The following is a 25,070-nucleotide window of genomic DNA, read 5'->3' as shown; positions in this document are numbered from 1 at the left end:
TATAGGGGTTCTTGACGTGTCTTCTCTCGATGAAACGGCACTTTCCCATGCCGAAGTTCATGAAAAATACGGGTGGAAGACTGCGATAGGGTGAAATTGGAGTAAATTCGCGCCCTATTCAGTTTTATAGCCGTTGGAGCTTCCATGGATCTGCGAAAACTCAAAACCCTCATCGATCTCGTGTCCGAGTCGAACGTCTCTGAACTCGAAATCACGGAAGCCGAGGGCAAAGTCCGCATCGTCAAGAGCGTGGGGGGAGTTGTTCAGCAGTACGTTGCTGCCCCCGTGCAGGCCCCTGTGGCCCCCGCACCCGCTGCTGCACAAGTTGCCGAGCTGCCTGCGCCGTTGACACCCGCAGCCCCAGCGGGCCACATCGTGAAGTCCCCCATGGTGGGCACCTTCTACCGCTCGTCCAGCCCCGGCGCCAAGCCTTTTGTCGAAGTGGGCAGTCAGGTCAAGGAAGGCGAGACCATCTGCATCATCGAGGCCATGAAGATCCTCAACGAGATCGAGGCCGACAAGTCGGGCACTGTGACCCGCATCCTGGGCGAAAACGGCCAGGCCGTGGAATACGGACAACCTTTGTTCGTCATCGAATAAGGCGCGCATGTTCAAGAAAATCCTGGTCGCAAACCGAGGGGAGATTGCCCTTCGCATCCAGCGCGCCTGCAGTGAACTCGGGATCAAGGCCGTGATGGTCTACTCCGAGGCCGACCGCGACGCCAAATACGTCAAGCTGGCTGAAGAGGCTGTCTGCATTGGCCCCGCTCCTTCGCCACTGTCGTACCTCAACATGCCGGCCATCATCTCGGCGGCCGAGGTGACCGATGCCGAAGCCATCCACCCTGGCTACGGTTTCCTGTCCGAGAACGCGGATTTCGCCGAGCGCGTCGAAAAGAGCGGCTTCCAGTTCATCGGCCCTACGCCCGAGTCGATCCGCATCATGGGCGACAAGGTGTCGGCCAAGCAGGCCATGATCCGTGCGGGCGTGCCCTGCGTGCCGGGCTCTGAGGGCGAACTGCCCGACGATCCGGTGCAAATCCGCCGCATCGCCAAGGCCATCGGCTACCCCGTCATCATCAAGGCCGCCGGCGGCGGCGGTGGCCGCGGCATGCGCGTGGTGCACACCGAGGCGGCGCTGGTCAATGCTGTGCAAATGACCAAGGCCGAGGCGGGCGCTGCGTTTGGCAATCCGGCGGTGTACATGGAGAAGTTCCTTCAGAACCCACGCCACATCGAGATCCAGATCCTGGCCGACAAGCACCGCAACGCGGTGTATCTGGGCGAGCGCGACTGCTCCATGCAGCGCCGCCACCAGAAGGTGATCGAAGAGGCTCCGGCCCCTGGCATCCCCCGCAAGCTGATCGAGAAGATTGGCGAGCGCTGCGTGACCGCGTGCAAGAAGATTGGCTACCGTGGTGCGGGCACGTTCGAGTTCCTGTACGAAAACGGCGAGTTCTACTTCATCGAAATGAACACCCGCGTGCAGGTGGAGCACCCTGTGACCGAATGGATCACGGGCGTGGACATCGTGAAGACGCAGATCATGGTGGCGGCTGGCGAAAAGCTGCCCTTCACCCAGCGCCAGATCGAAATCCGCGGCCACGCCATCGAATGCCGGGTGAACGCGGAAGACCCGTACAAGTTCATCCCGTCGCCCGGGCGCATCACCACGTGGCATCCACCGGGTGGCCCTGGCGTGCGCGTGGACTCGCATGCCTACAGCAACTACTTTGTGCCGCCGAACTATGACTCGATGATCGGCAAGATCATCGTGCACGGCGACACGCGTGAGCAGGCCCTGGCCCGCATGCGCACGGCGCTGTCCGAAACGGTGATCGAAGGCATCAACACCAACGTGCCGCTCCACCGCGAGCTGATGGTGGACGCCAAGTTCATGGCGGGTGGCACCAACATTCACTACCTGGAAGAGTGGCTGTCGCAGCACAAGCGCTGAGCAGGCAGACTTGCAGGTCGGTCACATGCTGGCTCCTGGCAACGGGTGCCAGCATTTCACTTTTTTCGAGAGACGCCTATGTTTGAGCTGAGTCTGATGTGCCCCGAGGACCGGATTGAAGCGGTCAGCGATGCGCTGGACGCGCTGGATGCGCTTTCCGTATCGGTGGAGGACGCCGATGCGCAGACCGACGCCGAACAGGCGCTGTTTGGAGAGCCTGGCATGCCGCCGCCCAAGGATGGCTGGCAGCGCAGCCGTGTGGTCGCCTTGTTCCCCTCCGAGGTGGCGGCCCGCGAAGCGCAGCAGTTGCTGGTGGTGCAGGACTTTTTTGTGGGCTGCCAGGTGCTGGGTGTGGCCCAGGTGCCCGAGCAGGACTGGGTGCGGCTGACCCAGTCGCAGTTTGCACCGGTGGACATCACACCCGATTTCTGGATCGTGCCTACCTGGCATGAACTGCCCGCCCAGGCCGTACGCAGCATCCGGCTCGACCCCGGCTTGGCGTTTGGCACGGGCACACACCCCACCACACGCATGTGCCTGCGCTGGATTGCGCGCAACGGCGCTACGCAGCCCGGTCAGGGCAACCCCCTGGGGCGGGTGCTGGACTATGGATGCGGGTCGGGCATTCTGGCCATTGGTGCGGCCAAGTTCGGCGCCACGGACATTGATGCAGTCGATATCGACCCTGCGGCTGTGGAGTCCACCGTACAAAACGCCGAGGCCAATCAGGTCACGCTCAAAGCAGGTCTGCCGGACAAGGCACAAGGCGAATACCAGACGGTGCTGGCCAACATCCTGGCGACGCCGTTGCGGGTGTTGGCCCCGCTGCTGTGCAGCTATGTGGCTGCGGGCGGCCATCTGGTGTTGGCGGGCATTCTGGAGCGCCAGGCGGATGAGCTCAAGGAGGCGTACGCGCCCTGGCTGCCGCTGGAAGTGGCGGACGCAGAGGATGGCTGGATTCTGATGACCGCACGCCGTTGAACGTGCGCGAGCGCTGTTCTGGCGGCCGTGGCATGGCCTCTACAATCCTTCGCTGATGAGCCAGATCACCCGCTGCCCGTCCTGCGCCACCACCTTCAAGGTCGTGGCGGACCAATTGCGCATCTCGGAGGGATGGGTGCGTTGCGGCCAATGCAAGGAGGTATTCGATGCCTCTGCCCATTTGCTGCCGGTGGCGCCTGAAGCGCTGCTGCCCGATGTGTCGCTCACGGACCTGCGGGCGCCCACAGCCCCGGTCGCCCGCAAGCCCGATGCGCTGGGTGCGTGGGGCGGCGGCAAATCCACTGGCGCCGCTCCGCCCGCAGCTGCGAATGCCGTAAAGGCGACCACGCCTGTCACTGGGAGTGTTTCGGAGTCCGCTACCCGGGCAGCGGTGACCAACACGGTTGACGCCCCGCTGTTCAGCGCAGTGCATGATGTAGCTGCAGCTCCTGTGCTGGATATCCCCAGCCCGGCGGTGCCCGCGTTTCTCACGGCAGGCGCTCGCAAGGAAGCCTCTCCCGAAGTTCTGGGGGATGACCTCGTCGCCCCCTTTGCCTGGAGGACCCACAGCGCGCCACGGGCCCCGGCTGCGGTGGATGCCGGGGTAACGCTATCGGCCCCAGTGCCTGCGGAGATCCGGGAGCCGGTCGTGGAACCCAGCACGGCTCTACGCGCTGGCGATTCCGCATTGGATGCGCACGGGTCTGTACATGGACATGGGGATGCCGCGGCGGTGCCCTCGGGTTTGGTGACACCCGTTGCCGGCGAGGAGGCCGGCAGCTTGGCCGGAGGGTCTTTGCCTCCTGTGACCGAGCCCCCCAGCCCTGCTGGTTACGAACTGCCTTTTGCAGAACTTCGCGATTCCGAAGTGACACTGGATGCGTCCTTGGATGCGGATGCCGCTGGCCTCGTCGACCTGTCGGGCGAGCCGATCCATTCAACGGGGGCATCGGAGGCTTTGGCGCCGCAGCCATCCGACCCCAGTGCAGCGCTTCTGCACGAAGTGCGGAAGCCCGCGCCAGCGCCGGTCGCGGAGTCCGTTGCTCTGGCACCTCCGTTGCCTTCCGTCGACTTTGTGCCCAAGGCGGATGCCCCGGAGACGCCGGCTATGGAGCTGGTGAAGGACGATTCGCACGCTGCCATCCTGCGGGCGCGACCTCGGCGCGCTGCAGATGATGACGATGAGGCCGAGGGCCAGGAGTCTGACCCCGAGGTCAGTTTTGTGCTTGCTGCGCGCCGTAAGGCGTTCTGGCGCAAACCTGTCGTGCGGATGGCGTTGGGGCTGGTGTTCTTTATTTCCCTGCTGGGCTTGGCGTTGCAGATTGCCGTGCAGGAACGCGACCGCATTGCCGCGCTGGACGCTCGCACTCGTCCTTGGCTGGTGAAACTGTGCGAGCCCTTGCGCTGCGAGCTTGCTCCCGTGCGCCAGATTGCCGATGTGGTCATCGACAGTTCTTCCTTCAACAAGGCGCGCGGCGACAGCTACCAGCTGGCGCTGACGATGAAGAGCACCGCCACCATCCCCTTGGCCATGCCTGCGGTGGAATTGACCTTGACCGATGCCCAGGACCAGCCCGTGTTGCGGCGGGTCTTGTTGCCCGCCGACATGGCCGCGCCGGCGGAGTTGCCCCCGAAGGGGGAGTGGGGCACCTCGGTGTCGGTGCTCGTGACCACAGGCGGTGCACGTGTGGCGGGCTACCGGCTGCTGGCGTTCTATCCCTGATTTCTACCAACAACTTACCGAGTTTCACTATCTATGGCTGCCCTCATTTGTGGTTCCCTGGCGTTCGACACCATCATGACTTTCGAGGGGCGTTTTGCTGAGCAGATCCTGCCGGATCAACTGCACATCCTGAATGTGTCCTTCCTGGTCCCTTCGCTGCGCCGCGACTTCGGGGGGTGTGCGGGCAATATCGCTTACAGCCTCAAGTTGCTGGGTGGTGAGCCACTGCCCATGGCCATGCTGGGCAGCGACGGTGCCGACTACTTGCAGCGGCTGGAGTCGCTGGGTATCAATGCTCGCCACGTTGGGCAGGTGCAGGACACCTACACCGCACAGGCGATGATCATGACGGACCGTGACAACAACCAGATCACCGCCTTTCACCCCGGTGCCATGATGCAAGCCCATGCCAACCGCATTGGTGCCGACAGCCGTGTCGGCGTGGGGATCATCGCGCCGGATGGGCGCGATGCCATGCTGGAGCATGCAGCCCAGTTCGTCGCGGCAGGCATCCCGTTTGTGTTCGATCCGGGTCAGGGCCTGCCCATGTTCAACGGGCAGGAATTGACCCAGTTCATTGAACAGGCCACCTGGGTCACCGTCAATGACTACGAGGGGAAGATGCTGTGCGACCGCACCGGCTGGTCGCTGGCCGATATCTCCCGCAAGGTGCAGGGGCTGGTGGTGACATTGGGCGCTGAGGGCTGCGAGGTCTGGGTGAATGGTGACAAAACCCATGTCCCCCCCGTGAAACCTGCCGCCGTGGTGGACCCTACGGGCTGTGGCGACGCCTGGCGCGGCGCGCTGCTGTTTGGTTTGGAAAAGGGCTGGCCACTCGTACGTTGTGCCGAATTGGGCAACCGGGTGGGCGCCCTCAAGATCGCGCAGCGTGGCCCACAGAACTACACGCTGGATTTCGATCCGCTGGCATAAGCCACTCAGCCAATGTCGCCCGCGTTGCGGTACGTCGGGCGATACAGCGCTATTTGCTCACCGGGCGACCCTCGGGAGAACCCATACCAAGATGCAGGCGAAAAAAAAACCCGGTGCGTGTGCACCGGGTTGAGCGCGTGGCGCGCCAGGATCAGGGCTTGTTGCCCGTAGGGAAAGGCCAAGCTGCCTGAGGGTTCAGCGTGGTTTGTGCTGCGGGGGCAGCAGCCGCAGGGGCAGGCGCCTTGGGGGCCTTCTTGGCCGGTGCAGCTTTCTTTGCGGGGGCAGCCTTGGCAGGTGCGGCAGCCTTCTTTGCAGCTACGGCCTTCTTGGCGGGAGCGGCTTTCTTTGCCGGTGCTGCTGCCTTCTTGGCAGGTGCAGCCTTCTTCGCAGCTACGGCCTTCTTGGCGGGAGCGGCTTTCTTTGCCGGTGCTGCTGCCTTCTTGGCAGGTGCAGCCTTCTTCGCAGCTACGGCCTTCTTGGCGGGAGCGGCTTTCTTTGCCGGTGCTGCTGCCTTCTTGGCAGGTGCAGCCTTCTTCGCAGCTACGGCCTTCTTGGCGGGAGCGGCTTTCTTTGCCGGTGCTGCTGCCTTCTTCGCAGCTACGGCCTTCTTGGCAGGAGCGGCTTTCTTTGCCGGTGCTGCTGCCTTCTTGGCAGGTGCAGCCTTCTTTGCGGCTACGGGTTTGGCTGTTGCAGCCTTCTTCGCGGGAGCAGCCTTTTTAGCGGCCGGTTTTTTCGCAGTTGCCATCATGTTCTCCTTGGGTCAATTTGCAAAGAGCACTTCCTGTCTGCAGTGGACAGAAAGCGATCCATGGAGATGGATCAAAACTCCATCTCCATGAACACGGGAACGCCCCGCAGGGCAGCACTCTGCGGCGCTGTCGGTGCTGGGCGTGGTGTAAAAATCCATGTGGTGTGGCCTGCAAAAAAAGCGCTAGTCCCAGGACAGCGCACCACCGGACTGGTATTCAATAACCCGGGTCTCGAAGAAGTTGCGTTCCTTCTTGAGGTCGATCATCTCGCTCATCCACGGGAACGGGTTTTCTTCGTTGGGGAACAGTGTCTCCAGCCCGATCTGCGTGGCGCGGCGGTTGGCGATATAGCGCAGGTAGCCCTTGAACATGGAGGCGTTCATGCCCAGCACACCACGGGGCATGGTGTCTTCGGCGTAGCGGTACTCCAGCTCGACAGCCTTGAGGAACAGTGCCTTGATCTCGGCCTTGAATTCCGCCGTCCACAGGTGCGGGTTTTCCAGCTTGAGCTGGTTGATCAGATCGATGCCGAAGTTGCAGTGCATCGACTCGTCGCGCAGGATGTACTGGTACTGCTCCGCAGCGCCTGTCATCTTGTTCTGCCGGCCCAGCGCCAGAATTTGCGTGAAGCCCACGTAGAAGAAAAGGCCTTCCATCAGGCAGGCAAAAACGATCAGCGACTTGAGCAGGGTCTGGTCGGTTTCGGGGGTGCCGGTTTTGAAGGATGGGTCCATGATCGCTTCGATGAAGGGGATCAGGAACTCGTCCTTGTCACGGATCGACTGGACTTCGTTGTAGGCGTTGAAGATCTCGCTCTCATCCAGGCCCAGCGACTCGACGATGTACTGGTAGGCGTGGGTGTGGATCGCTTCTTCGAAGGCCTGGCGCAGCAGGAACTGGCGGCACTCAGGGGCAGTGATGTGGCGGTAGGTGCCCAGCACGATGTTGTTGGCGGCCAGCGAGTCGGCGGTGACGAAGAAACCGAGGTTGCGCTTGATGATGCGGCGCTCGTCGTCGGTCAGGCCGTTGGGGTCCTTCCACAACGCGATGTCGCGCGTCATGTTCACCTCCTGGGGCATCCAGTGGTTGGCGCAGGTGGCCAAGTATTTTTCCCACGCCCACTTGTACTTGAAGGGCACCAACTGGTTGACGTCGGTCTGGCCGTTGATGATGCGCTTGTCGGCTGCATTGACGCGGCGATGCGCTGCGGCGGTGACGGGTGTCGTGGAGGTTTGTGCTGCAGGGGCCGTGGTGCCCACGGGTTGCAGCGAAGGTGTCTGGAAAGCGAGAGGCGGTTGTCCCACCTGGCGGTTGTTGGGCAGACCGCCGTCCAGTTGATTTTGCGATGAGGGCTTGACTTCTTCGTCCCAGGTCAACATAGATTTTCCAGTGTTCGGATTATGAAAGCAGTGCTGCGAAAAGAAAAGCACTGAAGCGTTGTGCAGCAAGGTTTTGTTGCTTCACAGCACCGAAGCAACGCCCCGGGCGATTCCGAAGCGTTGCTCGCAAAGTGCTTACTGGCAGGCCTCGCAGCCAGGATCGTCGATGGCGCAGAACTTCACGTCCGTCGCTGGCACCGCCGCGGCCTGTTGAGCAGCTGCTGCTGCAGCAGCTTCCAGCGGGCTGGGCTGCGCTTGCGCCGTGGCAGAAGCTGCCGATGCGCCGCTGTCTCCACCCGACGACACGGCATTGAGCTGGCGCGTGTTCACGGTGCTCATCTCGACGTGTGTGGCGCTTTGCGTGCGCAGGTAGTAGGTGGTCTTGAGGCCACGGACCCATGCCAGCTTGTAGGTGTCGTCGAGCTTCTTGCCCGATGCGCCAGCCATGTAGATGTTCAGGCTCTGTGCTTGGTCAATCCACTTCTGGCGGCGCGATGCGGCCTCCACCAGCCACTGAGGCTCGACTTCAAAAGCTGTGGAGTACAGCGCCTTGATGTCCTGCGGCACGCGGTCGATGGGATGCAGCGAACCCTTGAAGTGCTTGAGGTCCATGATCATCACGTCATCCCACAGGCCCAGGCGCTTGAGATCGCGCACCAGCCCGCTGTTGATCACGGTGAACTCGCCCGACAGGTTGGACTTGACCGACAGGTTGCCAAACGAGGGTTCGATCGAGGCATCCACGCCGATGATGTTGGAGATGGTGGCAGTGGGCGCAATGGCCACGCAATTGGAGTTGCGCATGCCGTCCTGCGCAATCTTCTTGCGCAGGGCGTCCCAGTCCATCGTGGACGAGCGGTCCACTTCCACATAACCGCCACGGGCCTTGGCAAGCATGTCCAGCGTATCAAACGGCAGGATGCCGCGGTCCCACAGCGAACCCTTGTAGCTGGAGTACTGGCCGCGTTCCTTGGCGAGCTCGGTGGAAGCCCAATAAGCGTAGTAGCAGATGGCTTCCATCGACTTGTCGGCGAATTCCACTGCTTCTTGCGAGGCATAAGGAATGCGCAGCGCATACAGGCTGTCCTGGAAGGCCATCACGCCCAGGCCCACGGGGCGGTGGCGCAGGTTGGAGTCGCGGGCCTTGTTCACGGCGTAGTAGTTGATGTCGATCACGTTGTCCAGCATGCGCATGGCCACGGTGATGGTCTTCTTGAGCTTCTCGTGATCGATCTGGCCGTCTTTGATGTGCTGCAGCAGGTTGACCGAGCCAAGGTTGCAAACGGCAGTTTCGGTATCGCTGGTGTTCAGCGTGATCTCGGTGCACAGGTTGGACGAGTGCACCACGCCAGCGTGCTGCTGGGGCGAGCGCACGTTGCAGGCATCCTTGAACGTGATCCAGGGATGGCCGGTTTCAAACAGCATGGTCAGAATCTTGCGCCAGAGGTCGGTGGCCTGCACGGTCTTGGCGGGCTTGATCTCGCCGCGTGCGGCTTTTTCTTCGTAAGCCACATAGGCCTTTTCAAAGTCGGCGCCGAACAGATCGTGCAGATCCGGCACGTTGGAGGGCGAGAACAGGGTCCAGGTGCCCTTTTCCATCACGCGGCGCATGAACAGGTCGGGAATCCAGTTCGCCGTGTTCATGTCGTGCGTGCGGCGGCGGTCGTCGCCGGTGTTCTTGCGCAGTTCCAGGAACTCTTCGATGTCCAGGTGCCAGGTTTCCAGGTACGTACAGACGGCGCCCTTGCGCTTGCCGCCCTGATTCACCGCCACGGCCGTGTCGTTCACCACCTTCAGGAACGGCACCACGCCTTGCGATTCGCCGTTGGTGCCTTTGATGTGGCTGCCCAGTGCGCGCACGCGCGTCCAGTCGTTGCCCAAGCCGCCCGCGAACTTGGACAGCAGGGCGTTTTCCTTGATGGACTCGTAGATGCCATCGAGGTCGTCCGGCACCGTGGTCAGGTAGCAACTCGACAGCTGTGAGCGCAGCGTACCGCTGTTGAACAGCGTGGGCGTGCTGGACATGAAGTCGAAGCTAGACAGCACTTCGTAGAACTCGATGGCGCGGGCCTCGCGGTCGGTTTCGTTCAGCGCCAGGCCCATGGCCACGCGCATGAAGAAGGCTTGGGGCAGCTCGATGCGGGTCTTCTTGACGTGCAGGAAGTAGCGGTCGTACAGCGTCTGCAGGCCCAGGTAATCGAACTGCAGGTCGCGCTCGGCCTTGAGCGCAGCACCCAGGCGGTTCAGGTCGTATTGCTTGAGCAGGCGCTCGTCCAGCAGCTCGTTGTCCACCCCCTTCTGGATGAAGGTGGGGAAATAGTCCTTGTAGGCCTGGCCCATGTCGCTTTGGGTCACGTCACGCCCCAGCACCTCACGTACTATGGTGTGCAGCAGCAGGCGGGCCGTGGCGTAGGTGTAGTCGGGATCTTTTTCGATCAGGGTGCGGGCGGCCAGAATGGATGCCTTGTAGACCTCGTCCATGGGAACGCCGTCATACAGGTTGCGCATGGTCTCGGCGACGATGGGAGCGGCCTTGATGTCAGCGCCCAGGTTGGCGCAGGCCGACTCGATCAATGCGTGCAGGCGCAGGATGTCCAGCTGCACACGTTGGCCGTTGTCGATCACGTGCATCACCGGGGTGGCGGGAGCGAGCTGTTCCTGGTGGTGGGCGCGCTCCTGCGTGCGGCGCTCGCGGTACAGCACGTAGGCGCGGGCGACTTCGTGGTGCTCGCCGCGCATCAGGCCCAGCTCGACCTGGTCCTGCACATCTTCAATATGGAAGGTGCCGCCGCCCGGGCGCGAGCGCATCAGGGCGCGGACCACGTTCTGGGTGAGCGTATCTACCACCTCGCGCACGCTGGCAGAGGCGGCGCCCTGCGTGCCGTGCACTGCCAGAAACGCCTTCATCATCGCCACTGCAATTTTCTGGGGCTCGAACGGCACCACCGCGCCGTTGCGGCGAATGATCTGGTAATGCGTGAGCGGGTGCCCGGAAGCTGCGGCCGCTGCAGCGTGTGTGGCGGTATCCGCAGAGGTGGTGGGCGATGGGGAAGGCGTGTTCAAAGCAGCTTGCATGGGTGTCCTCTTCTGTGGGCTGTCTGGGGTGGCGTGCGGCCTGGAGCGCCGCCGCAGTGTGTTGGTGCTGCACCGGACTTCAGTCTGGCGCACACTATATATGGTGTGTCGAGGCGGTTCAAGACACTACCGGTAGTGTACCGCTGGAATGAGTCCCCAAAACCGAAACAGCAGGTTCCCAACCCCGTTGCCTTGGCAATAGGCACCTGCGGCGAACCCTTGTAAACGCGATGTGGGCGATGCAAAACCTTGCAGCGGCGTACCTTGGCGGCGGATTTCCTGCGCCAGGCCGCGCTGTGCTTGGCTGCAAAAATATGTGCGAACGCACAAAGAAAAAATTGCCTTGATGCGCCCGTGCGACAGTGAAAGCGCGGCGTCAGCGAAGCTGCTGCGGGCCCGTCTGTGTGCCTTGCGGGAATCGCTGCGCTGGCCAGCCCAGGGCCTGTTGCAGCCTGGACCAGTCAAAGCCCGGGCCGGGGTCAAGCTTACGCCCCGGGGCGATGTGTTCATGCCCCGCGATATGCTCGATGGGGTAACGCTGCGCAATGTCCTGGCAGACCCAGGCCAGTGTCTCGTATTGGGCGGACTCGAAGGTGAGGCCCTCCAGGCCCTCCAGTTCAATGCCGATGGAATCGTCGTTGCACTGGCTCCTGCCTCGGTAGAACGATTGCCCCGCATGCCAGGCTCGCTGGTCGCAATCCACAAACTGCCACAGCGCACCGGTGCGCTCGATGAAAAAATGGGCGGACACCTGCAGTCCGCGAATGCCCTGGTAGTAAGGGTGCGCGTCCCAGTCCAAAGTGTTGGTGAACAGCTGTTGCACAGTGCCGCCGCCGTATTCACCCGGGGGCAGGCTGATGGAGTGCACCACGATCAGGTCCACCCCCGAGGCCTGTACGGGGCGTGGTCCGAAGTTCGGCGATGCCAGCCGCTGGGCTGCCAAGTGCCATCCGCCGTCCCAGTGCGTGGGGGCTGCTGCCGGGGCGCTGTCAGCCCTGGTCGTCATGCGGGTCCTGGTCGTTGGGTACCGCGATGTTCAGCCGGGCAATGCGGTAGCGAATCTGGCGCAGGCTGATGCCCAGGCGTGCCGCCGTGGCCGTGCGATTGAATCCGGATTCTTTGAGCGCGCGGATCAGGATCTCGCGCTCCTGCTGATCCAGCCAGGCCTGCAGGTCGCTGGGGAGGGGCACGGTGCATCCGCTGGCCAGAGGCTGTTGGGTTGGGGCGGTATCGGGCGGGGAGGAGGCTCCGCCAGTCGGAACCTCTGCCGCACTGGCCAACGCGGACGGTGTAGGGCGCGCCCTCTGCACCTCTGCCGCGCCGCTGGGCGCATCCACCTGCAACTCGTCCCCATCGCTCAACGCGACTGCACGGTGCAGCAGGTTTTCCAGCTCGCGTACGTTTCCGGTCAGTGGGTGGGCGGCGATGGCGTTCAGTGCATGGTCGGTGAGCTGGGGTACCGGCATGCCGGACTCGTTGGCAATGCGGGTGAGCAGTGCTGCACACAGTGCGGGCAGATCCTCCCTGCGCTCGCGCAGCGGCGGGATGACGATCTCGATCACATTGAGCCGGTAGTACAGATCCTGGCGGAACCGGCCGGCCTGGACATCGGCCGCCAGGTCGCGGTGGGTGGCGCTGACGATGCGCACGTCCACGGTTTCTTCCTGGGTGGAGCCCAGCGGCCGCACGCTGCGCTCCTGGATGGCGCGCAACAACTTGGATTGCATCGCCAGCGGCAGGTCACCGATTTCGTCGAGGAACAGGGTGCCCCCGCGTGCGGCCTGGAAGTAGCCGTCACGGTCTTGCGAAGCCCCGGTGTAGGAGCCCTTTCGGGCACCAAAGAATTCGGCTTCCAGCAGGTTTTCAGGGATGGCTCCGCAGTTCACGGCGACCAGGGGGCCATCCGCGCGCTGGCTGCTGGCGTGCAAGGCCTGGGCCACCAACTCCTTGCCGGTGCCCGACTCGCCATGGATCAGCACGGGCGCCATGCCGCGCGACACCTTGGCCACGCGCTGTTTGACGTTGCGGATGGCGTCGGACTCGCCCACCAGGCGATCCAGGGCGGCGTTGGCACTGCCGAATTCGCTGGCCGCCGCATTGGGAGACCGGCTGGAGCCGTTGCTGCGTGCCGCACGCGGAGGGGGGACTCCGCCGGTGCCCTGGATGGTCGAGGCCACCACCGAGCGGAACTGCTTGAGGTCCACGGGCTTGGTGAGATAGTCGAAGGCCCCCGCACGCAGCGCCTCGACCGCGTTTTCTGCCGATCCGTAGGCGGTCATGACCACGCAGCGCTCCCGGCGCTGCTGGTCGCGCAGGTCCTGCAGAAGCTCCATGCCAAACCCGTCAGGCAGCCGCATGTCGGTGATCACCGCGTCAAAACGCTGGGCCTTGAGTTGCTCGCGGGCCTCCTGCACGTTGGACGCGGTCTCGACCCGGTAGCCCTCGCGCAGCAAGGTGAGCTCGTACAGGGTGCGCAGATCGGGTTCGTCGTCAACGACAAGGATGGAGGCGGCAGGGGCGTTCATGGAGGCTGCAGTCAGACCACGATGGTGTCAAACAAGGTGGCATTGTCGGCGGGGCGGGTCGTGCGGCGGAAGCCCACGGTGAAGGCGTTGCCTCCGATGTCTCCGCGTGCGGTGGGGCGGTTCAGGCGCTGGTAGCTGATGGAGGCGCCATGGCGCTGGCACAGCTCCCGGCAAATATAGAGGCCCAGGCCGCTGGAGCGGCTCTCGGACGAGAAGAAGGGCTCGAACAGATGCCGCTCCACAGATTTGTCCATGGGCGCTCCGTCGCTCCACACCTGCAGGCTGACCTGGCCGGCAGGCGTATTGCGCGTGGTCACCGACAGCGAGTCGGGCTCCGGGCCCATGTAGCGCAGGGCGTTGTCCAGCAGGTTGACCAGAACGCGACGCAGGTGCTCGGCGTCAAACTCCACCTGGGTGGCACCGGTATCCAGCGACACCACGGCGCGTCGCCGCGCGGGGTCCTGGGCCTGCCAGTCGTTCCAGATCTGGGCGACGGTTTCGTCCAGCACCACGGTGGAGGCGGGGGCGTGGCTGATCTGGTGCTGCACGCGGGCAATGTCCAGCACCTCTTCGGCAATGCGTGCCAGGCGGTCGGCGTTCTGCTGCACCATGTGCGCCAGGCGCTTTTGTGCCGGCTCGTGCAGGTCTTCTTCCAGCAGGGCATTGGCCTGCACGATGGCGGCCAGCGGGTTGCGGATCTCGTGGGCCACGGCGGCAGACATGCGGCCCATGGCCGCGAGTTTTTCGGTGCGCAACCGCGCTTCCATTTCCCGCAAGTCGTGCAGGAACATCACGCACAGCCGCTCGGAGTGCGTCTGCAAGGCCGCATTGCGTGTGGACGTGAGCCAGGTGCGCACATGCAGGCCGGTGGGGCTCTGGCCTTCGTGCAGCAGATCAACATCGGCCGTCTGGGGCTGTTCGTGACGGAAGGTGCGCCGCGCCAGGATCACCAGGGGGTGCCACGGCGCGGTGGAGGTCAGGGCAAACGGCAACTCGGTCAGTGCCACGCCACCCAACAGCTGCAGCCCTGCGGGGTTGGCAATGCGCACCACATCGGTCTCGTCCACCACCAGCACCCCGTCGGTCAGGTTCTGGATGACCAGTGCACTGACCTGCGTTTGCACGCGCGCCGCGATCTGGCTTTGTTGCGCCACTTCCTGTTCGCGCGCCAGGCGGGTGGCCAGCTGGTGCACCAGATAGCTCACGATGAAGTAGCCTGTGCCGGTCAGCGCACTTTGCAGGTAGCGCTGGCCCTCGTCGCCCGTGCTGTACTGGCCCACCCACCAGGCCCAGCCCAGCAGCAGCAGCGTGACTGCGGCAGTGGTGCCCAGGGCCAGGGTCAGCGTGCCCATGACCGCTGCGATCAGGATGGGCAGGCCGAACAGGGGCGTGTAGTTCATGGTGCCCGCATGCAACAACTGCAGCGCAGTGATCGCCGCCAGGTCCACACCAATGGAGGGCAGCCACTGCGGGCCGGCGCCGGGCGACGGCGGGGCTTTACGCGACAGCACCCGCAGCACCATGGTAGCTACGAGGTAGGCGACACAGACCGCAATTACGGTAGGACTCTCCGCTTGGTTGATGAGTTGCCCGGCCCCCTGCAGCACCAAAAGTGCCAGGGCCACCATGACGCGGCCCGTCAGAAAACCGAGCCACAGCCGTGCGAAGGGGGCGTCTGCGGAAGGCGGCAGTGGGCCTGCGGGCGCTGCTTGCATGGTCACAACGGCAAGGCGTCGTTCAGGCCGGGCCCATGCGCCGGTGCTCGGCGCTGCAATAGGCCTGACTGCCCATCATCAGGGCTTCGGCCTGCGGGATGTGCACGCCGCAGTGCGCGCAGGCCAGCATGTCCTGCGGCAGGGCAGGCGGTGTGGGGGGCGCTTTGGGCGCCGCCGCATCAGGGGCGCGGCGGCTGCGCCAGATACCTACGGCCACCGCGATGACGACCAACAAGACCAGGTACTTCATGCGCTGCGGCCCAGAACAACTTCCAATACAAAACGCGAGCCCACATAGGCCAGCAGCAACAGGGCCGAGCCCGCATACAACACACGCACCGCATTGCGGCCCCGCCAGCCAAAGCGGGCACGGCCCAGCAGCAGCGTGGCAAAGGTCAGCCATGAGAGCATTGAAAACACGGCCTTGTGGTCCCACCGCCAGGCCCGGCCATACAGCGTCTCGCCAAACAGCCAACCGGCCAGCAAGGTGGCGGTGAGCAGCACAAACCCCGCCGTCACGAACCGGAAGGTCAGTCGCTCCAGCGTCAGTAGTGGGATGCCGCTGTGCGGGTCTTCAGCCTGCCGGATGTGGCGCTCGGCGCGTGTCATGAGCCAGGCATGCACCACCGCCGCTGCAAACAGGCCATAACACGCAATGCCCAGCGCCAGGTGCAAAGGCAGCCAGGCGGATGCGGTCACGTGCAGCGGCTGCCCGGGGAACAGCATGGCCAGCACGATGGCGGCCGCGCCCAGCCCTGCCAGTACCCAGCGTGACTGCATTTGTGGAAACAACTGCCGTTCCACGGCATAGACCGTGAGCACCAGCCAGGCGGTCATCGACAGCGCGGGCGCAAAACCGAACCGGGGCGCATCGCCCCACAGGCCCCAGACCAGCACCGCGCCGTGCAGCAACCACGCGACCAGCAGCGCATTGCGCGCTGCTGCAGCCCCCAGGCGGGAGGCTGCGGCAGCCGGCACGGCATAGGCCACGGCAGCGGCCAGGGCCAGCAGCCAACTGACGGGGGAGCTACTCGTTAAAATCATGGGCACAGTTTAGCCTTTCGCCCACCGCCAGCGCCCTGGCGGGGCTGCGCACGCAACGCCCTTGTTGACGGCGCGCAGCCAATACCGGAAACACCCCTATGGCCTCCGCCCTTACCGACAAACTCACGCGCCTCGTCAAGGAGATGCGCGGCCAGGCCCGCATCACCGAATCCAACGTGCAGGACATGCTGCGCGAAGTGCGCATGGCGCTGCTCGAAGCCGACGTGGCCCTGCCCGTGGTGCGCGACTTCATCGCCCGCGTGAAGGAAAAGGCCCTGGGCCAGGAGGTGCTGGGCTCGCTCAAGCCCGGGCAGACGCTGGTCAGCATCGTCAACCGCGAACTGGCCGCCACCATGGGCGAGGGCGTGGCCGACATCAATCTGGCCGCCCAGCCGCCTGCCGTGATCCTGATGGCCGGCCTGCAAGGTGCGGGCAAGACCACCACCACGGCCAAGCTGGCCAAGCACCTGATCGAAAAGCGCAAGAAGAAGGTGCTGACCGTGTCGGGCGACGTGTACCGCCCGGCGGCCATCGAGCAGCTCAAGACCGTGACCAAGCAGGCCGGTGCCGAATGGTTCCCCAGCACGCCCGACCAGAAGCCGCTCGACATCGCCCGCGCTGCCCTCGACTACGCCAAGAAGCACTACTTTGACGTGCTGCTGGTCGATACGGCCGGCCGCCTGGCCATCGACGAAGCCTTGATGAAGGAAATCAAGGACCTGCATGCAGCGATCAATCCCGTCGAGACCCTGTTCGTGGTGGATGCCATGCAGGGCCAGGACGCCATCAACACGGCCAAGGCCTTCAAGGAAGCGCTGCCCCTCACCGGCATCGTGCTCACCAAGCTGGACGGCGACTCACGCGGCGGTGCCGCGCTGTCCGTGCGCCAGATCACCGGGGCGCCCATCAAGTTTGCGGGTGTCTCGGAGAAGATCGACGGGCTGGAAGTGTTCGATGCCGAACGCCATGCGGGCCGCATCCTGGGCATGGGCGACATCGTGGCGCTGGTGGAGCAGGTCACCGCCGGGGTGGACATGGAGGCCGCACAAAAGCTGGCGGCCAAGGTCAAGAGCGGTGACGGGTTCGACCTGAACGACTTTCTCTCGCAGATCCAGCAGATGAAGCAGATGGGCGGGCTTTCGAGCCTGATGGACAAGCTGCCCTCTCAGCTCACCGCCAAGGCCGGTTCGCTGGACATGGACAAGGCCGAAAAAGACATCAAGCGCAAGGAAGGCATCATCCAGAGCATGACGCCCCTGGAGCGCCGCAAGCCCGAACTCATCAAGGCCACGCGCAAGAAGCGCATTGCCAATGGCGCGGGCGTGCATGTCCAGGAGGTCAACCGCCTGCTCAAGGAGTTTGAACAGATGCAGGGCATGATGAAGAAGATGAAGGGCGGCGGCCTGATGAAGATGATGAAGCGCATGGGCGGCATGAAGGGCATGGGCGGCGGAGGCATGCCCAAGATGCCTTTCTGAAAGGTTTTCAAGCCTTTTTGGCACCAGGCGCTACAACCATATGCCTGAGCTGCTATGAAAATATGAGTGAACAAAAAAGCCGACATGTGTCGGCTTTTTTATGGCCTGCCCGGCTGGGGGCGGTGGTTCGGTCTGGCACCTCAGGCGGTTTGCAAGGCCATGGGCCGCCCCATGCGCCCCGCATGCAGCCAGGCGCGGCGCAGCACCGGGGGCGACCACGACTCCTCAGGAATCAGCAGCAGTCGCTGGGCACGCAGCGCCCGGCCCAGCGCGATCTGGCTGGTCCACACCGCCAGCGGAATCGCCAGTGCCAGCGGCAAGCCCACGGGCATCAGCCACAACAATGCGCTGCTGTCGATCAGCGCCACGCCCGCTGCCAGCATGGCGATCACGGCGCTCATGGGGGCCAGCTGGCGCACGGCGTGGCGCCAGGGCACGGCATGGGCTTCGCGCGGGGGCGACTTCCACTCCAGCTTCAGGCCGGTCAATGCGATCAGCACGAACAGCGAATGCGCCAGCATGCGCACGGGCGCCTGCAGGATGGCCATGACGCTCTCCAGCACGGCGCTCTTGAGCAGGCTGAAAGCGCCGCCGTACTGCTTTTGCTCGCGGCGCATGAACACCGCAGTCACGCCCAGGATGCGGGGCAGGAACAGCAGGCACAGGGTCCAGGCCCACAGCGCCAGCAGCTCGGCGGGCAGGATGTGCCAGTCCGCCACCAGCTTGGCGCCCGACAGCCACAGGGCCGTGCCCAGCGTGAGGAAGGCCAGCCACAGCGGCGCCGACAGATAGGCCATGGCGCCGGTGATGAACATGGAGCGGTGCACGGGGTGGATGCCGGGCTCGGCCATCAGGCGCGCGTTCTGCAGGTTGCCCTGACACCAGCGCCGGTCGCGCTGCAGTTCGGCCAGCAGGTCGGGCGGCTGCTGCTCGTAGCTGCCGATCAGGTCGGCCACCAGCCACACGTGGTAGCCCGCGCGGCGCATCAGTGCGGCCTCCACAAAGTCGTGCGACATGATGCCGCCAGACAGACCACCCGTGCCCTGGATGGGCGCCAGCGCGCAGTGCTGCATGAAGGGCGCCACGCGGATGATGGCGTTGTGGCCCCAGTAGTGAGATTCGCCCAGCTGCCAGTACTGCATGCCCAGCGTGAACAGGCGGCCCGTGACGCGCGACGCGAACTGCTGCGCGCGGGCGTGCAGCGTGACATGGCCGATGGCCTGCGTGGCGGTCTGGATGATGCCGGCCGTGGGGTGGGCTTCCATCAGCTTGGCCATGGAAACGATGCAGTCGCCGCTCATCACGCTGTCGGCGTCCAGCACCACCATGTAGCGGTAGTCCTTGCCCCAGCGGCGGCAGAAGTCGGCCACGTTGCCTGCTTTGCGGTGCGTGCGGCGCGTGCGCAGGCGGTAGTACACCTGCACCTGGGGCTGCTGGCTGTGCTGCGCCAGGGCGTTGCGCAGCTCTTCCCAGGCAGCGCGCTCGGCGCGGGCAATGGCGGGGTCGTTGCTGTCGGAGAGCACAAACACGTCGAACGTGGTGCCATGGCCGGTGACGGCCACCGACTCGCAGGTGGCCCGCAGCCCGGCAAACACGGTGGCCACGTCTTCGTTGCAGATCGGCATGATGATGGCGGTGCGGGCGTCGGGCGCCAGGGTGTGCCCAGCTACGCTACTTGCCGACAGCGCATGCCGGTCGCCGCGCAGCATCACCCAAAAGCCCATCAGCCCGGTCAAAAAGCCGGTCACCACCCAGGCGGACAGGAGGGCAAACAGCGCGATCTGGCCGTAGCCCAGCCACGCGTTTTCGTAGTCGGGCTGCACGCTGGCAAACAGGGTGCTGGCCAGGGCCGTCGTCAGCACAGTGAGCAGCGCAAACGTCCAGCGGCGGCGCTGCGCTGCGCCTTGCCACGCGGCGGTGGATTCAGCGGGGGCTTGTGCCGCCGTGGTCGGTGCGGGTTGTGGGGATGTACGGCCCGTGAGGCGCAGCAGCACGGCAATGCCCACGCTGTTCCAGAAGCCGCGCCAGGGCAGGGGCACCATGGAGCCGCGGTGCAGGGGCGGTGCCGTCACCGCATTGGGGTGGCGCTCCTCGCGCAGGGTGCTGCGTCGGCTGGGGGTTGGCCGGGGGTAGGCCACACCGCGCCGCGCGACCACGGCAGGGCCGGTGGATGCGTGGGTGCCGTGGGGGTCATGAGGGCTTACTCGGGAAGACTGATGTGCGTCCATGTTTCACTCACAGCGTGGTTGTCGTGTTGGAGAAAAGCGCGCAGCTCGATGGGCCGGTCGGCCTGCAGGCGCTGGATGCGAACGGTCATGCGCCACCCGCCGGTGGCGGGGTTGCGGTAGGCAATGTTTTCCAGCACCTTGGCGTTGGCATCGCTGGTCACAATGGCCTTGAGGGAGGCCTCCGCAGGCAGGGCCTTGAGAGCCGGGCCCTCGAAATCGACCACGTACTGCACCTGCTGGCGCAGAGCCTGGGCCGACAGCTTGGTGTAGCCCATGCCACGGCGCGACTGGGTGGCCCAGGCGCTGGGCGGGCGCTGCTGTTCATCGCCCTGCCAGCTGAGCTCATAGGCAAATTCCAGCGGCTGGCCGGGGGCTGGCATCTGGGCGGGCACCCAGTACGCCACGATGTTGTCGTGCGTCTCGTCGGGCGTATTCAGCTGCACCAGCTCCACACGGCCCGCGCCCCAGTCGTGCAGGGGACGGACCCAGGCGCTGGGGCGGCGCTCGTAGCGGGCTTCCACGTCCTCGTAGCTCGCCCACTGGCGGTCGCGCTGCATCAGGCCAAAGCCCTTGGGGTTTTTGGTGGCGAACGAGGTGACCAGTGTTTGCCGGGGGTTCTGCAGCGGGCGCCACAGCCACTCGCCTTCGCCCGTGGCCACCATGAGTCCGTCGGAGTCATGCACTTCGGGGCGGAAGTCTTCCTTGCGTGGCTGGTTCTCGCCGAAGAAGAACATGCTGGTCAGCGGCGCAACGCCCAGCGTGGCGATGGGTGGGGTGCCCGAGGCGGCGCGCAAAAAAATGCGGCTGCGCACCGTGGTGGTGGTCTGCGCGCCGGGCTGGATGTCAAAGCGGTAGGCGCCCGTTGCGCGTGGCGAGTCGAGCAGTGCGTACACCGTGACCTGGGTGGACAGCGGGTCGGGCCGCACCAGCCAGAACTCGGTGAAGCGGGGAAATTCCTCGCCCCGGCCGCCCACGGTGTCGATGGCCAGCCCGCGTGCCGACAGGCCGTACTGCTGGCCTTGGCCCAGCGCGCGGAAGTAGCTCGCCCCCTGGAAGACCACCAGCTCGTCCTTGTAGGCGCTGGAGTTCAGGTGGTTGTGCAGTCGAAAGCCTGCAAAGCCCAGGTCGCCCCAGGCCTCGGGCCGCAGCTGGTTCTTGCCGTAGTCAAAGTCCGCGCGGCTGTAGGGGATGTGGCGCACGCCCTGGGGCGTCACCTCGTTGATCAGCACCGGCTCTTTCTGGTACAGCCCCAGATGGAAGAACATGGCCTCGTAGGGCAGCTTGTCGGCTCGCCACAGGGCGCGATCGGGGCGCCAGCGGATGTCGCGCACCTGGTCGTAGTTGAGCTGTGCGAGGTCGGCCGGGAGCTTGTCGCTCACGGGCCGGTAGGGTTGGCTGGCGCGTTCGCGGGCGAGGCGGGTCACGCTCTCGAAGTCAAAGCCCTGTGCGTGCGCGCCGCCGGCCAGCAGGGCGGTGGCCAGGGCCATTGCGGGCCCTGCGCGCCTGCCGATCTGGCGAAAAAAGGAGGGAAAAACTGCGTGCATGGCAGGCATAGGGCAAACCCTGTGCCAGCTGCAAAAAACGCTTTGAAATCAATGGTTTGGAGAGGGCTCTGCGTGTAAGCAGTTGTGCAATGGCCTGTAAGCGCCACTCGGCCCCCGCTTTTTGTCGCCGGATGGCGACAAGGGGTGGGTGCTTGGATCAAAACACCCAGTAAATCAATGACTTACTCGTGTCGCTCATCCACGACATCGTCCGCATCGCCTGCATCCTGCTTGAACTGTCCAGGCGTCAGCGCGTGCTTTTGCAGCAGGCGGTAGAACTCGGTGCGGTTGCGTTGCGCCAGCCGCGCAGCATCGGCCACATTGCCATCGGTCATCTTGAGCAGTCCCACCAGGTACTCGCGCTCGAAACGCTGGCGGGCCTCGGCAAAGCTCAGCACCTGGGTGGACGGGGTGCGCAGCGCGCGCTGCACCAGCGTCAGGGGCACCAGGGGGGTGGTGGACAGGGCGCACACCTGCTCGACCACGTTGTAGAGCTGGCGCACGTTGCCTGGCCAGGCGGCGGTGGTCAGTGCCTTGAGCGCCTCGGGCGCAAAGCCAGACAGGCGCTTGTCGTATTTGCGGGACAGGCGGTCCAGAAAGTGATTGGCCAGCAGCGCGATGTCTTCGCGCCGCTCGGCCAGGGTGGGCAGCACCAGCGACACCACATTCAGCCGGTAATACAGGTCCTCGCGGAACTGCGCGCTGGCCATGGCGGCTTCCAGGTCCCGGTGCGTGGCCGAGATGATGCGCACGTCGATGGGCGTGGCCTGGCTGGCACCCACGGGGCGCACGGCGCGCTCCTGCAGCACCCGCAGCAGCTTGACCTGCAGGGCAGGGGGCATGTCGCCAATCTCGTCCAGCAGCAGGGTGCCGCCGTCCGCAGCCTGGAAAAGCCCCTTGTGGTTGCTCACCGCATCGGTGAAGGCGCCTTTGACGTGGCCGAACAGCTCGGACTCCAGCAGCGCCTCGGGGATGGCGCCGCAGTTGACGGCCACAAACGGGCGGGCCGCGCGCGGGCTCGCCCGGTGGATGGCGCGTGCCAGCAGCTCCTTGCCCGAGCCGCTGTCGCCGCGCAGCAGCACGCTGGCGTCCGACTGGGCGACCATGTACGCCTCGGACAACAGGTCCGTCATGCGGTGCGACCGGCTCACGATCTCGGCCCGCCAGTCCTCGTTGGCATGCGGCTGCGCCACGGCAGGGGCGCTGAGCGCCAGCGCCTGCGCGATCTTTTCCAGCAGCTCCTTGCCGTCGTAGGGCTTGGTCAGGTAGGTGAACACCCCGCGCGACGTGGCCTCCACCGCATCGGGAATGGTGCCATGTGCGGTCAGCAGGATCACGGGCAGTGAGGGGTGGCGGGCGCGCACTTCGTCAAACAGGGCCAGGCCGTCGCGCCCCGGCAGGCGCACATCGCTCAGCACGAGCTGCGGGCGGGCAATGTCCAGCTGCGCCAGTGCCGCTTCGGCCGAGCCCACGGCCACCACGTCGTGCCCGGCGGCTTTCAGGCGCAGCGACAGCAGCCGCAGCATGTCGGCGTCGTCGTCCACCACCAGGATGCGGGCGGGTGGGGCGGCGCGGGTGGGGGCGGAAGAGGGCATGGCGGGTAGGTCGGTCAGTGGGCGGGCCGTGGCGCCGCGCCATTACTCGCTGCAGGCGCGGCGGGGGCGGAGGGTGGCGGTGCTGGGCGCGTGCTCAGGCTGCGCTCGATGGCGCGCACGGCCTCCAGGCGTTCGCTGAGCTGGTCATTGCGGCGTTGGCTGTCGCGCAGCTGCTGGGCCTGGCGGTCGAGCTGATCCTCCAGCCGGCGTTGTTGCAGCAGCCGTGCCTCCAGCAGCCGGGCCAGCGGGTGCAAGGGTTGCGCTGCGGCGCCGGTGTTGCCCAGCACGCGCTGCACCAGGCCCAGCGCACGGGCGGTGTCCACGGCCTGGCGCGTTTGTGCCAGGGCCGTGGCCAATAGCAACGGCGTGTCGGCCGTGGCGTCCTCCGCTTCGCTCAGTCGGGCAATTTCCCTGGCGAGTTCGGCCGGGGGCAGCTTGAGCACACGGTCTGTCTGGGCCAGTAGCAGGGCAATGGGGGCGTTGCTATCGGTCTCCGTACCGCGTGCTTCGGTGGCGCCGACTTCGATCGCCGGAGCTACAGGCACGGCAATGATCATGGCCACCGGAGGTGGCTTGGAGGGGGCAGGTGGGTGCGCGGTGGTGGCGCAGCCTGCCAGCACGGTGCCCAGGGCAAGCACCGGCCATCGCAGCGCGTGGGAGGGAAGGGGAGGACTGCTAGGCGGCATGGGGAAGTTCGATGCGAAAGAAGGAGTGTGCGCCTTCGTCCACCAGGCGCACGCTGCCGCCATGGGCCTGCACATATTCCTGCACGATGGACAGACCGATGCCAGTGCCGCGCACGGCATCGTCTGGTTGGCGAACACCCCGGTAAAAGGGTTCAAACACGCGGTCACGATCCACCCGGTCCACGCCGGGGCCTTGGTCAAAGACGTCCAGACGCACATGACCGGGAGGTTGCGAGAGCACCAGCCGCACCGTGCCCTGGGGCGGTGAAAAGCGGATGGCGTTGGACAGCAGATTGCTGACGGCGGAGGTGATCTTGTCGGCGTCAACGGGCATGCGCACGGGCGGCCCCTCTACCCGCACGGTCAGGCCCTTGGCCTGCCACTGCAGCCGCTGGGCCTCGACCTGGGCCTCCAGCAGCGCCAGCAGGTCGGTGTCGCGGCGCTGCAGCTGGCGAGCCTCAAAAGCGGCGGCATTGAAGCGCAGCAGGGCCTCGATCTCACCTTGCAGCTGCAGCGTGTTGTGGTGCAGGATTTGCGCGACCTCGCGCTGGCCTGCAGTGAGTTCGCCTGTCACGCCATCCTGCAGCAATGCCACGCCTTCGCGCAGCGCGGCCAGCGGCGTCTTGAGTTCGTGGGACACATGGCGCAGGAAACGCGCCTTGTCGGCGTCCAGCTCCAGCAGCCGCAGCCGCAGCCACTCCAGTTGCTGGCCCAGCCGGCGAACGTCGTCCGGGCCGGAGATCAGCACCGGCTCGTCCAGCTGGTTTTCGCCCAGCTGACGGATCGCACCCTCCAGTCGCTTGAACGGCCGCGCGAGCCAGATGCCCAGCGACAACGCCAGCACCAGCGCCAGCACAATCGCGCCCACCACCTGGTGCGTCACGCTGCGGCGGCTTTGCTCCACCTCGTCCTGCAGCGCGTTGTTGCGTTGGGTGTTGAGGTCCTGCACCGTCTGCACCATGGTGCCGTGCAAGGTCTCCAGGGCCACAAACTCTTCGGCAACCAGGCGTTCGTTGTCCAGTGCGCGGTCCGGCGGTGCGTCCAGCAGGGCTTTGACGGCATCGAGGTGGGTGCGCCACGCCCCGGTCTGCGCAGCGGGCAGGCCTGCGGCCTGCAAATGGTCGAGCACCGTGAGGGCCTCGACCGCCATGTCGTCGAAGCTGCGGCGCAGGGGCGCATCCCGCAGCACCAGGGACTGCCGCGCCGCGCGCTCCAGGGCCTGGCCGCGCTGGTTCAGGCCCTGTGCGGCTGCAGTCAGCGCAGTGGCCTCGGCTGTGCCGTGGCGGCTGAGCACCATAAGCTGCTCCAGCGTGTGCAAAGCCCGCAGCGAGCTGACCCCCAGCAAGCCGGCAATCAGCACGAACGCCAGCAGCAACAGTTGCTGGAAGGAGAGGCCATGCAACAGGCCTTCGGCGGGTGGCGGTGCCGTGGGCGGTGTGCTGGGGGTGGGCATTGCAG

General features: G+C 65.2%; 19 protein-coding genes. 6 read left to right on the top strand and 13 right to left on the bottom strand.

The genetic code is table 11. From position 1 onward, the window contains the following. Positions 1 to 144 precede the first annotated feature (144 nt). The 5 genes from accB (at position 145) to C380_RS19805 (ending at position 5,594) form a co-directional block, all read left to right on the top strand. Entirely contained in the window at positions 145 to 600 is a 456-nt protein-coding gene (gene accB, locus C380_RS19825) for an acetyl-CoA carboxylase biotin carboxyl carrier protein (RefSeq protein WP_015015629.1), read from the top strand. A gap of 7 nt (positions 601 to 607) precedes the next feature. Then, on the top strand, positions 608 to 1,957 hold the full coding sequence (gene accC, locus C380_RS19820) for an acetyl-CoA carboxylase biotin carboxylase subunit (protein WP_015015628.1): 1,350 nt from the start codon (positions 608 to 610) through the stop codon (positions 1,955 to 1,957). Between the two features lie 78 nt (positions 1,958 to 2,035). After that, positions 2,036 to 2,938, top strand: a complete 903-nt coding sequence (prmA, locus tag C380_RS19815; RefSeq protein WP_015015627.1) for a 50S ribosomal protein L11 methyltransferase — start codon at positions 2,036 to 2,038, stop codon at positions 2,936 to 2,938. Positions 2,939 to 2,993: 55 nt separating this feature from the next. Further along, complete coding sequence (locus C380_RS24705) at positions 2,994 to 4,661, top strand: zinc-ribbon and DUF3426 domain-containing protein (RefSeq protein WP_015015626.1); 1,668 nt, start codon at positions 2,994 to 2,996, stop codon at positions 4,659 to 4,661. Positions 4,662 to 4,694: 33 nt separating this feature from the next. Continuing rightward, positions 4,695 to 5,594: a carbohydrate kinase family protein gene (locus tag C380_RS19805; RefSeq protein ID WP_015015625.1), complete on the top strand. Its 900-nt coding sequence runs from the start codon at positions 4,695 to 4,697 to the stop codon at positions 5,592 to 5,594. A 151-nt stretch (positions 5,595 to 5,745) separates the two neighbouring features. Here the strand turns inward: C380_RS19805 and C380_RS19800 are convergent, their stop codons facing one another. The 8 genes from C380_RS19800 to C380_RS19765 form a co-directional block, all read right to left on the bottom strand. Then, positions 5,746 to 6,339: a hypothetical protein gene (locus C380_RS19800; RefSeq protein WP_015015624.1), complete on the bottom strand. Its 594-nt coding sequence runs from the start codon at positions 6,337 to 6,339 to the stop codon at positions 5,746 to 5,748. A gap of 186 nt (positions 6,340 to 6,525) precedes the next feature. After that, positions 6,526 to 7,722, bottom strand: coding sequence for a ribonucleotide-diphosphate reductase subunit beta (locus C380_RS19795; RefSeq protein ID WP_015015623.1), 1,197 nt, complete (start codon positions 7,720 to 7,722; stop codon positions 6,526 to 6,528). 135 nt (positions 7,723 to 7,857) lie between these two features. Further along, a complete protein-coding gene (locus C380_RS19790; protein ID WP_015015622.1) occupies positions 7,858 to 10,797 on the bottom strand; it encodes a ribonucleoside-diphosphate reductase subunit alpha in 2,940 nt (979 codons plus the stop codon). Positions 10,798 to 11,173: 376 nt separating this feature from the next. Next, positions 11,174 to 11,803 carry a 1,6-anhydro-N-acetylmuramyl-L-alanine amidase AmpD gene (gene ampD, locus C380_RS19785; RefSeq protein ID WP_015015621.1) on the bottom strand — a complete coding sequence of 210 codons (630 nt, stop codon included), beginning with the start codon at positions 11,801 to 11,803 and terminating at the stop codon, positions 11,174 to 11,176. Continuing rightward, positions 11,787 to 13,322, bottom strand: coding sequence for a sigma-54 dependent transcriptional regulator (locus C380_RS19780; protein ID WP_015015620.1), 1,536 nt, complete (start codon positions 13,320 to 13,322; stop codon positions 11,787 to 11,789). The genes ampD and C380_RS19780 overlap by 17 nt, the downstream gene beginning before the upstream one ends. 11 nt (positions 13,323 to 13,333) lie before the next feature. Beyond that, on the bottom strand, positions 13,334 to 15,037 hold the full coding sequence (locus tag C380_RS19775; RefSeq protein ID WP_015015619.1) for a nitrogen regulation protein NR(II): 1,704 nt from the start codon (positions 15,035 to 15,037) through the stop codon (positions 13,334 to 13,336). Between the two features lie 22 nt (positions 15,038 to 15,059). Next, complete coding sequence (locus C380_RS19770; RefSeq protein ID WP_015015618.1) at positions 15,060 to 15,287, bottom strand: PP0621 family protein; 228 nt, start codon at positions 15,285 to 15,287, stop codon at positions 15,060 to 15,062. Beyond that, positions 15,284 to 16,081 (bottom strand): inner membrane protein YpjD, encoded by a 798-nt coding sequence (locus tag C380_RS19765; RefSeq protein ID WP_015015617.1) that lies wholly within the window; start codon positions 16,079 to 16,081, stop codon positions 15,284 to 15,286. The genes C380_RS19770 and C380_RS19765 overlap by 4 nt, the downstream gene beginning before the upstream one ends. 98 nt (positions 16,082 to 16,179) lie before the next feature. Between C380_RS19765 and ffh the strand changes: the two genes are divergently transcribed. Continuing rightward, positions 16,180 to 17,559 (top strand): signal recognition particle protein, encoded by a 1,380-nt coding sequence (gene ffh, locus C380_RS19760; RefSeq protein WP_015015616.1) that lies wholly within the window; start codon positions 16,180 to 16,182, stop codon positions 17,557 to 17,559. 140 nt (positions 17,560 to 17,699) lie between these two features. Here ffh and mdoH read toward each other — a convergent pair whose 3' ends face one another. The 5 genes from mdoH to C380_RS19735 all read right to left on the bottom strand — a co-directional run bounded on the left by mdoH (position 17,700) and on the right by C380_RS19735 (position 25,065). Then, a complete protein-coding gene (gene mdoH, locus C380_RS19755) occupies positions 17,700 to 19,787 on the bottom strand; it encodes a glucans biosynthesis glucosyltransferase MdoH (RefSeq protein WP_015015615.1) in 2,088 nt (695 codons plus the stop codon). Beyond that, the gene (locus C380_RS19750; RefSeq protein WP_015015614.1) at positions 19,760 to 21,274 is read right to left on the bottom strand and encodes a glucan biosynthesis protein G; all 1,515 of its coding nucleotides are present in this window, start codon (positions 21,272 to 21,274) and stop codon (positions 19,760 to 19,762) included. Before C380_RS19750 ends, mdoH begins: the two co-directional genes overlap by 28 nt. 239 nt (positions 21,275 to 21,513) lie before the next feature. After that, the gene (locus C380_RS19745) at positions 21,514 to 22,926 is read right to left on the bottom strand and encodes a sigma 54-interacting transcriptional regulator (RefSeq protein WP_015015613.1); all 1,413 of its coding nucleotides are present in this window, start codon (positions 22,924 to 22,926) and stop codon (positions 21,514 to 21,516) included. A gap of 14 nt (positions 22,927 to 22,940) precedes the next feature. Then, the gene (locus C380_RS19740) at positions 22,941 to 23,612 is read right to left on the bottom strand and encodes a hypothetical protein (RefSeq protein ID WP_238544048.1); all 672 of its coding nucleotides are present in this window, start codon (positions 23,610 to 23,612) and stop codon (positions 22,941 to 22,943) included. After that, the gene (locus tag C380_RS19735) at positions 23,602 to 25,065 is read right to left on the bottom strand and encodes an ATP-binding protein (RefSeq protein WP_015015611.1); all 1,464 of its coding nucleotides are present in this window, start codon (positions 25,063 to 25,065) and stop codon (positions 23,602 to 23,604) included. The genes C380_RS19740 and C380_RS19735 overlap by 11 nt, the downstream gene beginning before the upstream one ends. Positions 25,066 to 25,070: the final 5 nt, after the last annotated feature.

The organism is Acidovorax sp. KKS102 (assembly GCF_000302535.1).
Taxonomy (GTDB): domain Bacteria; phylum Pseudomonadota; class Gammaproteobacteria; order Burkholderiales; family Burkholderiaceae_C; genus Acidovorax.
The sequence above is the reverse complement of the archived record's forward strand: the minus strand, read 5'-3'. Positions and strand labels throughout refer to the sequence as shown.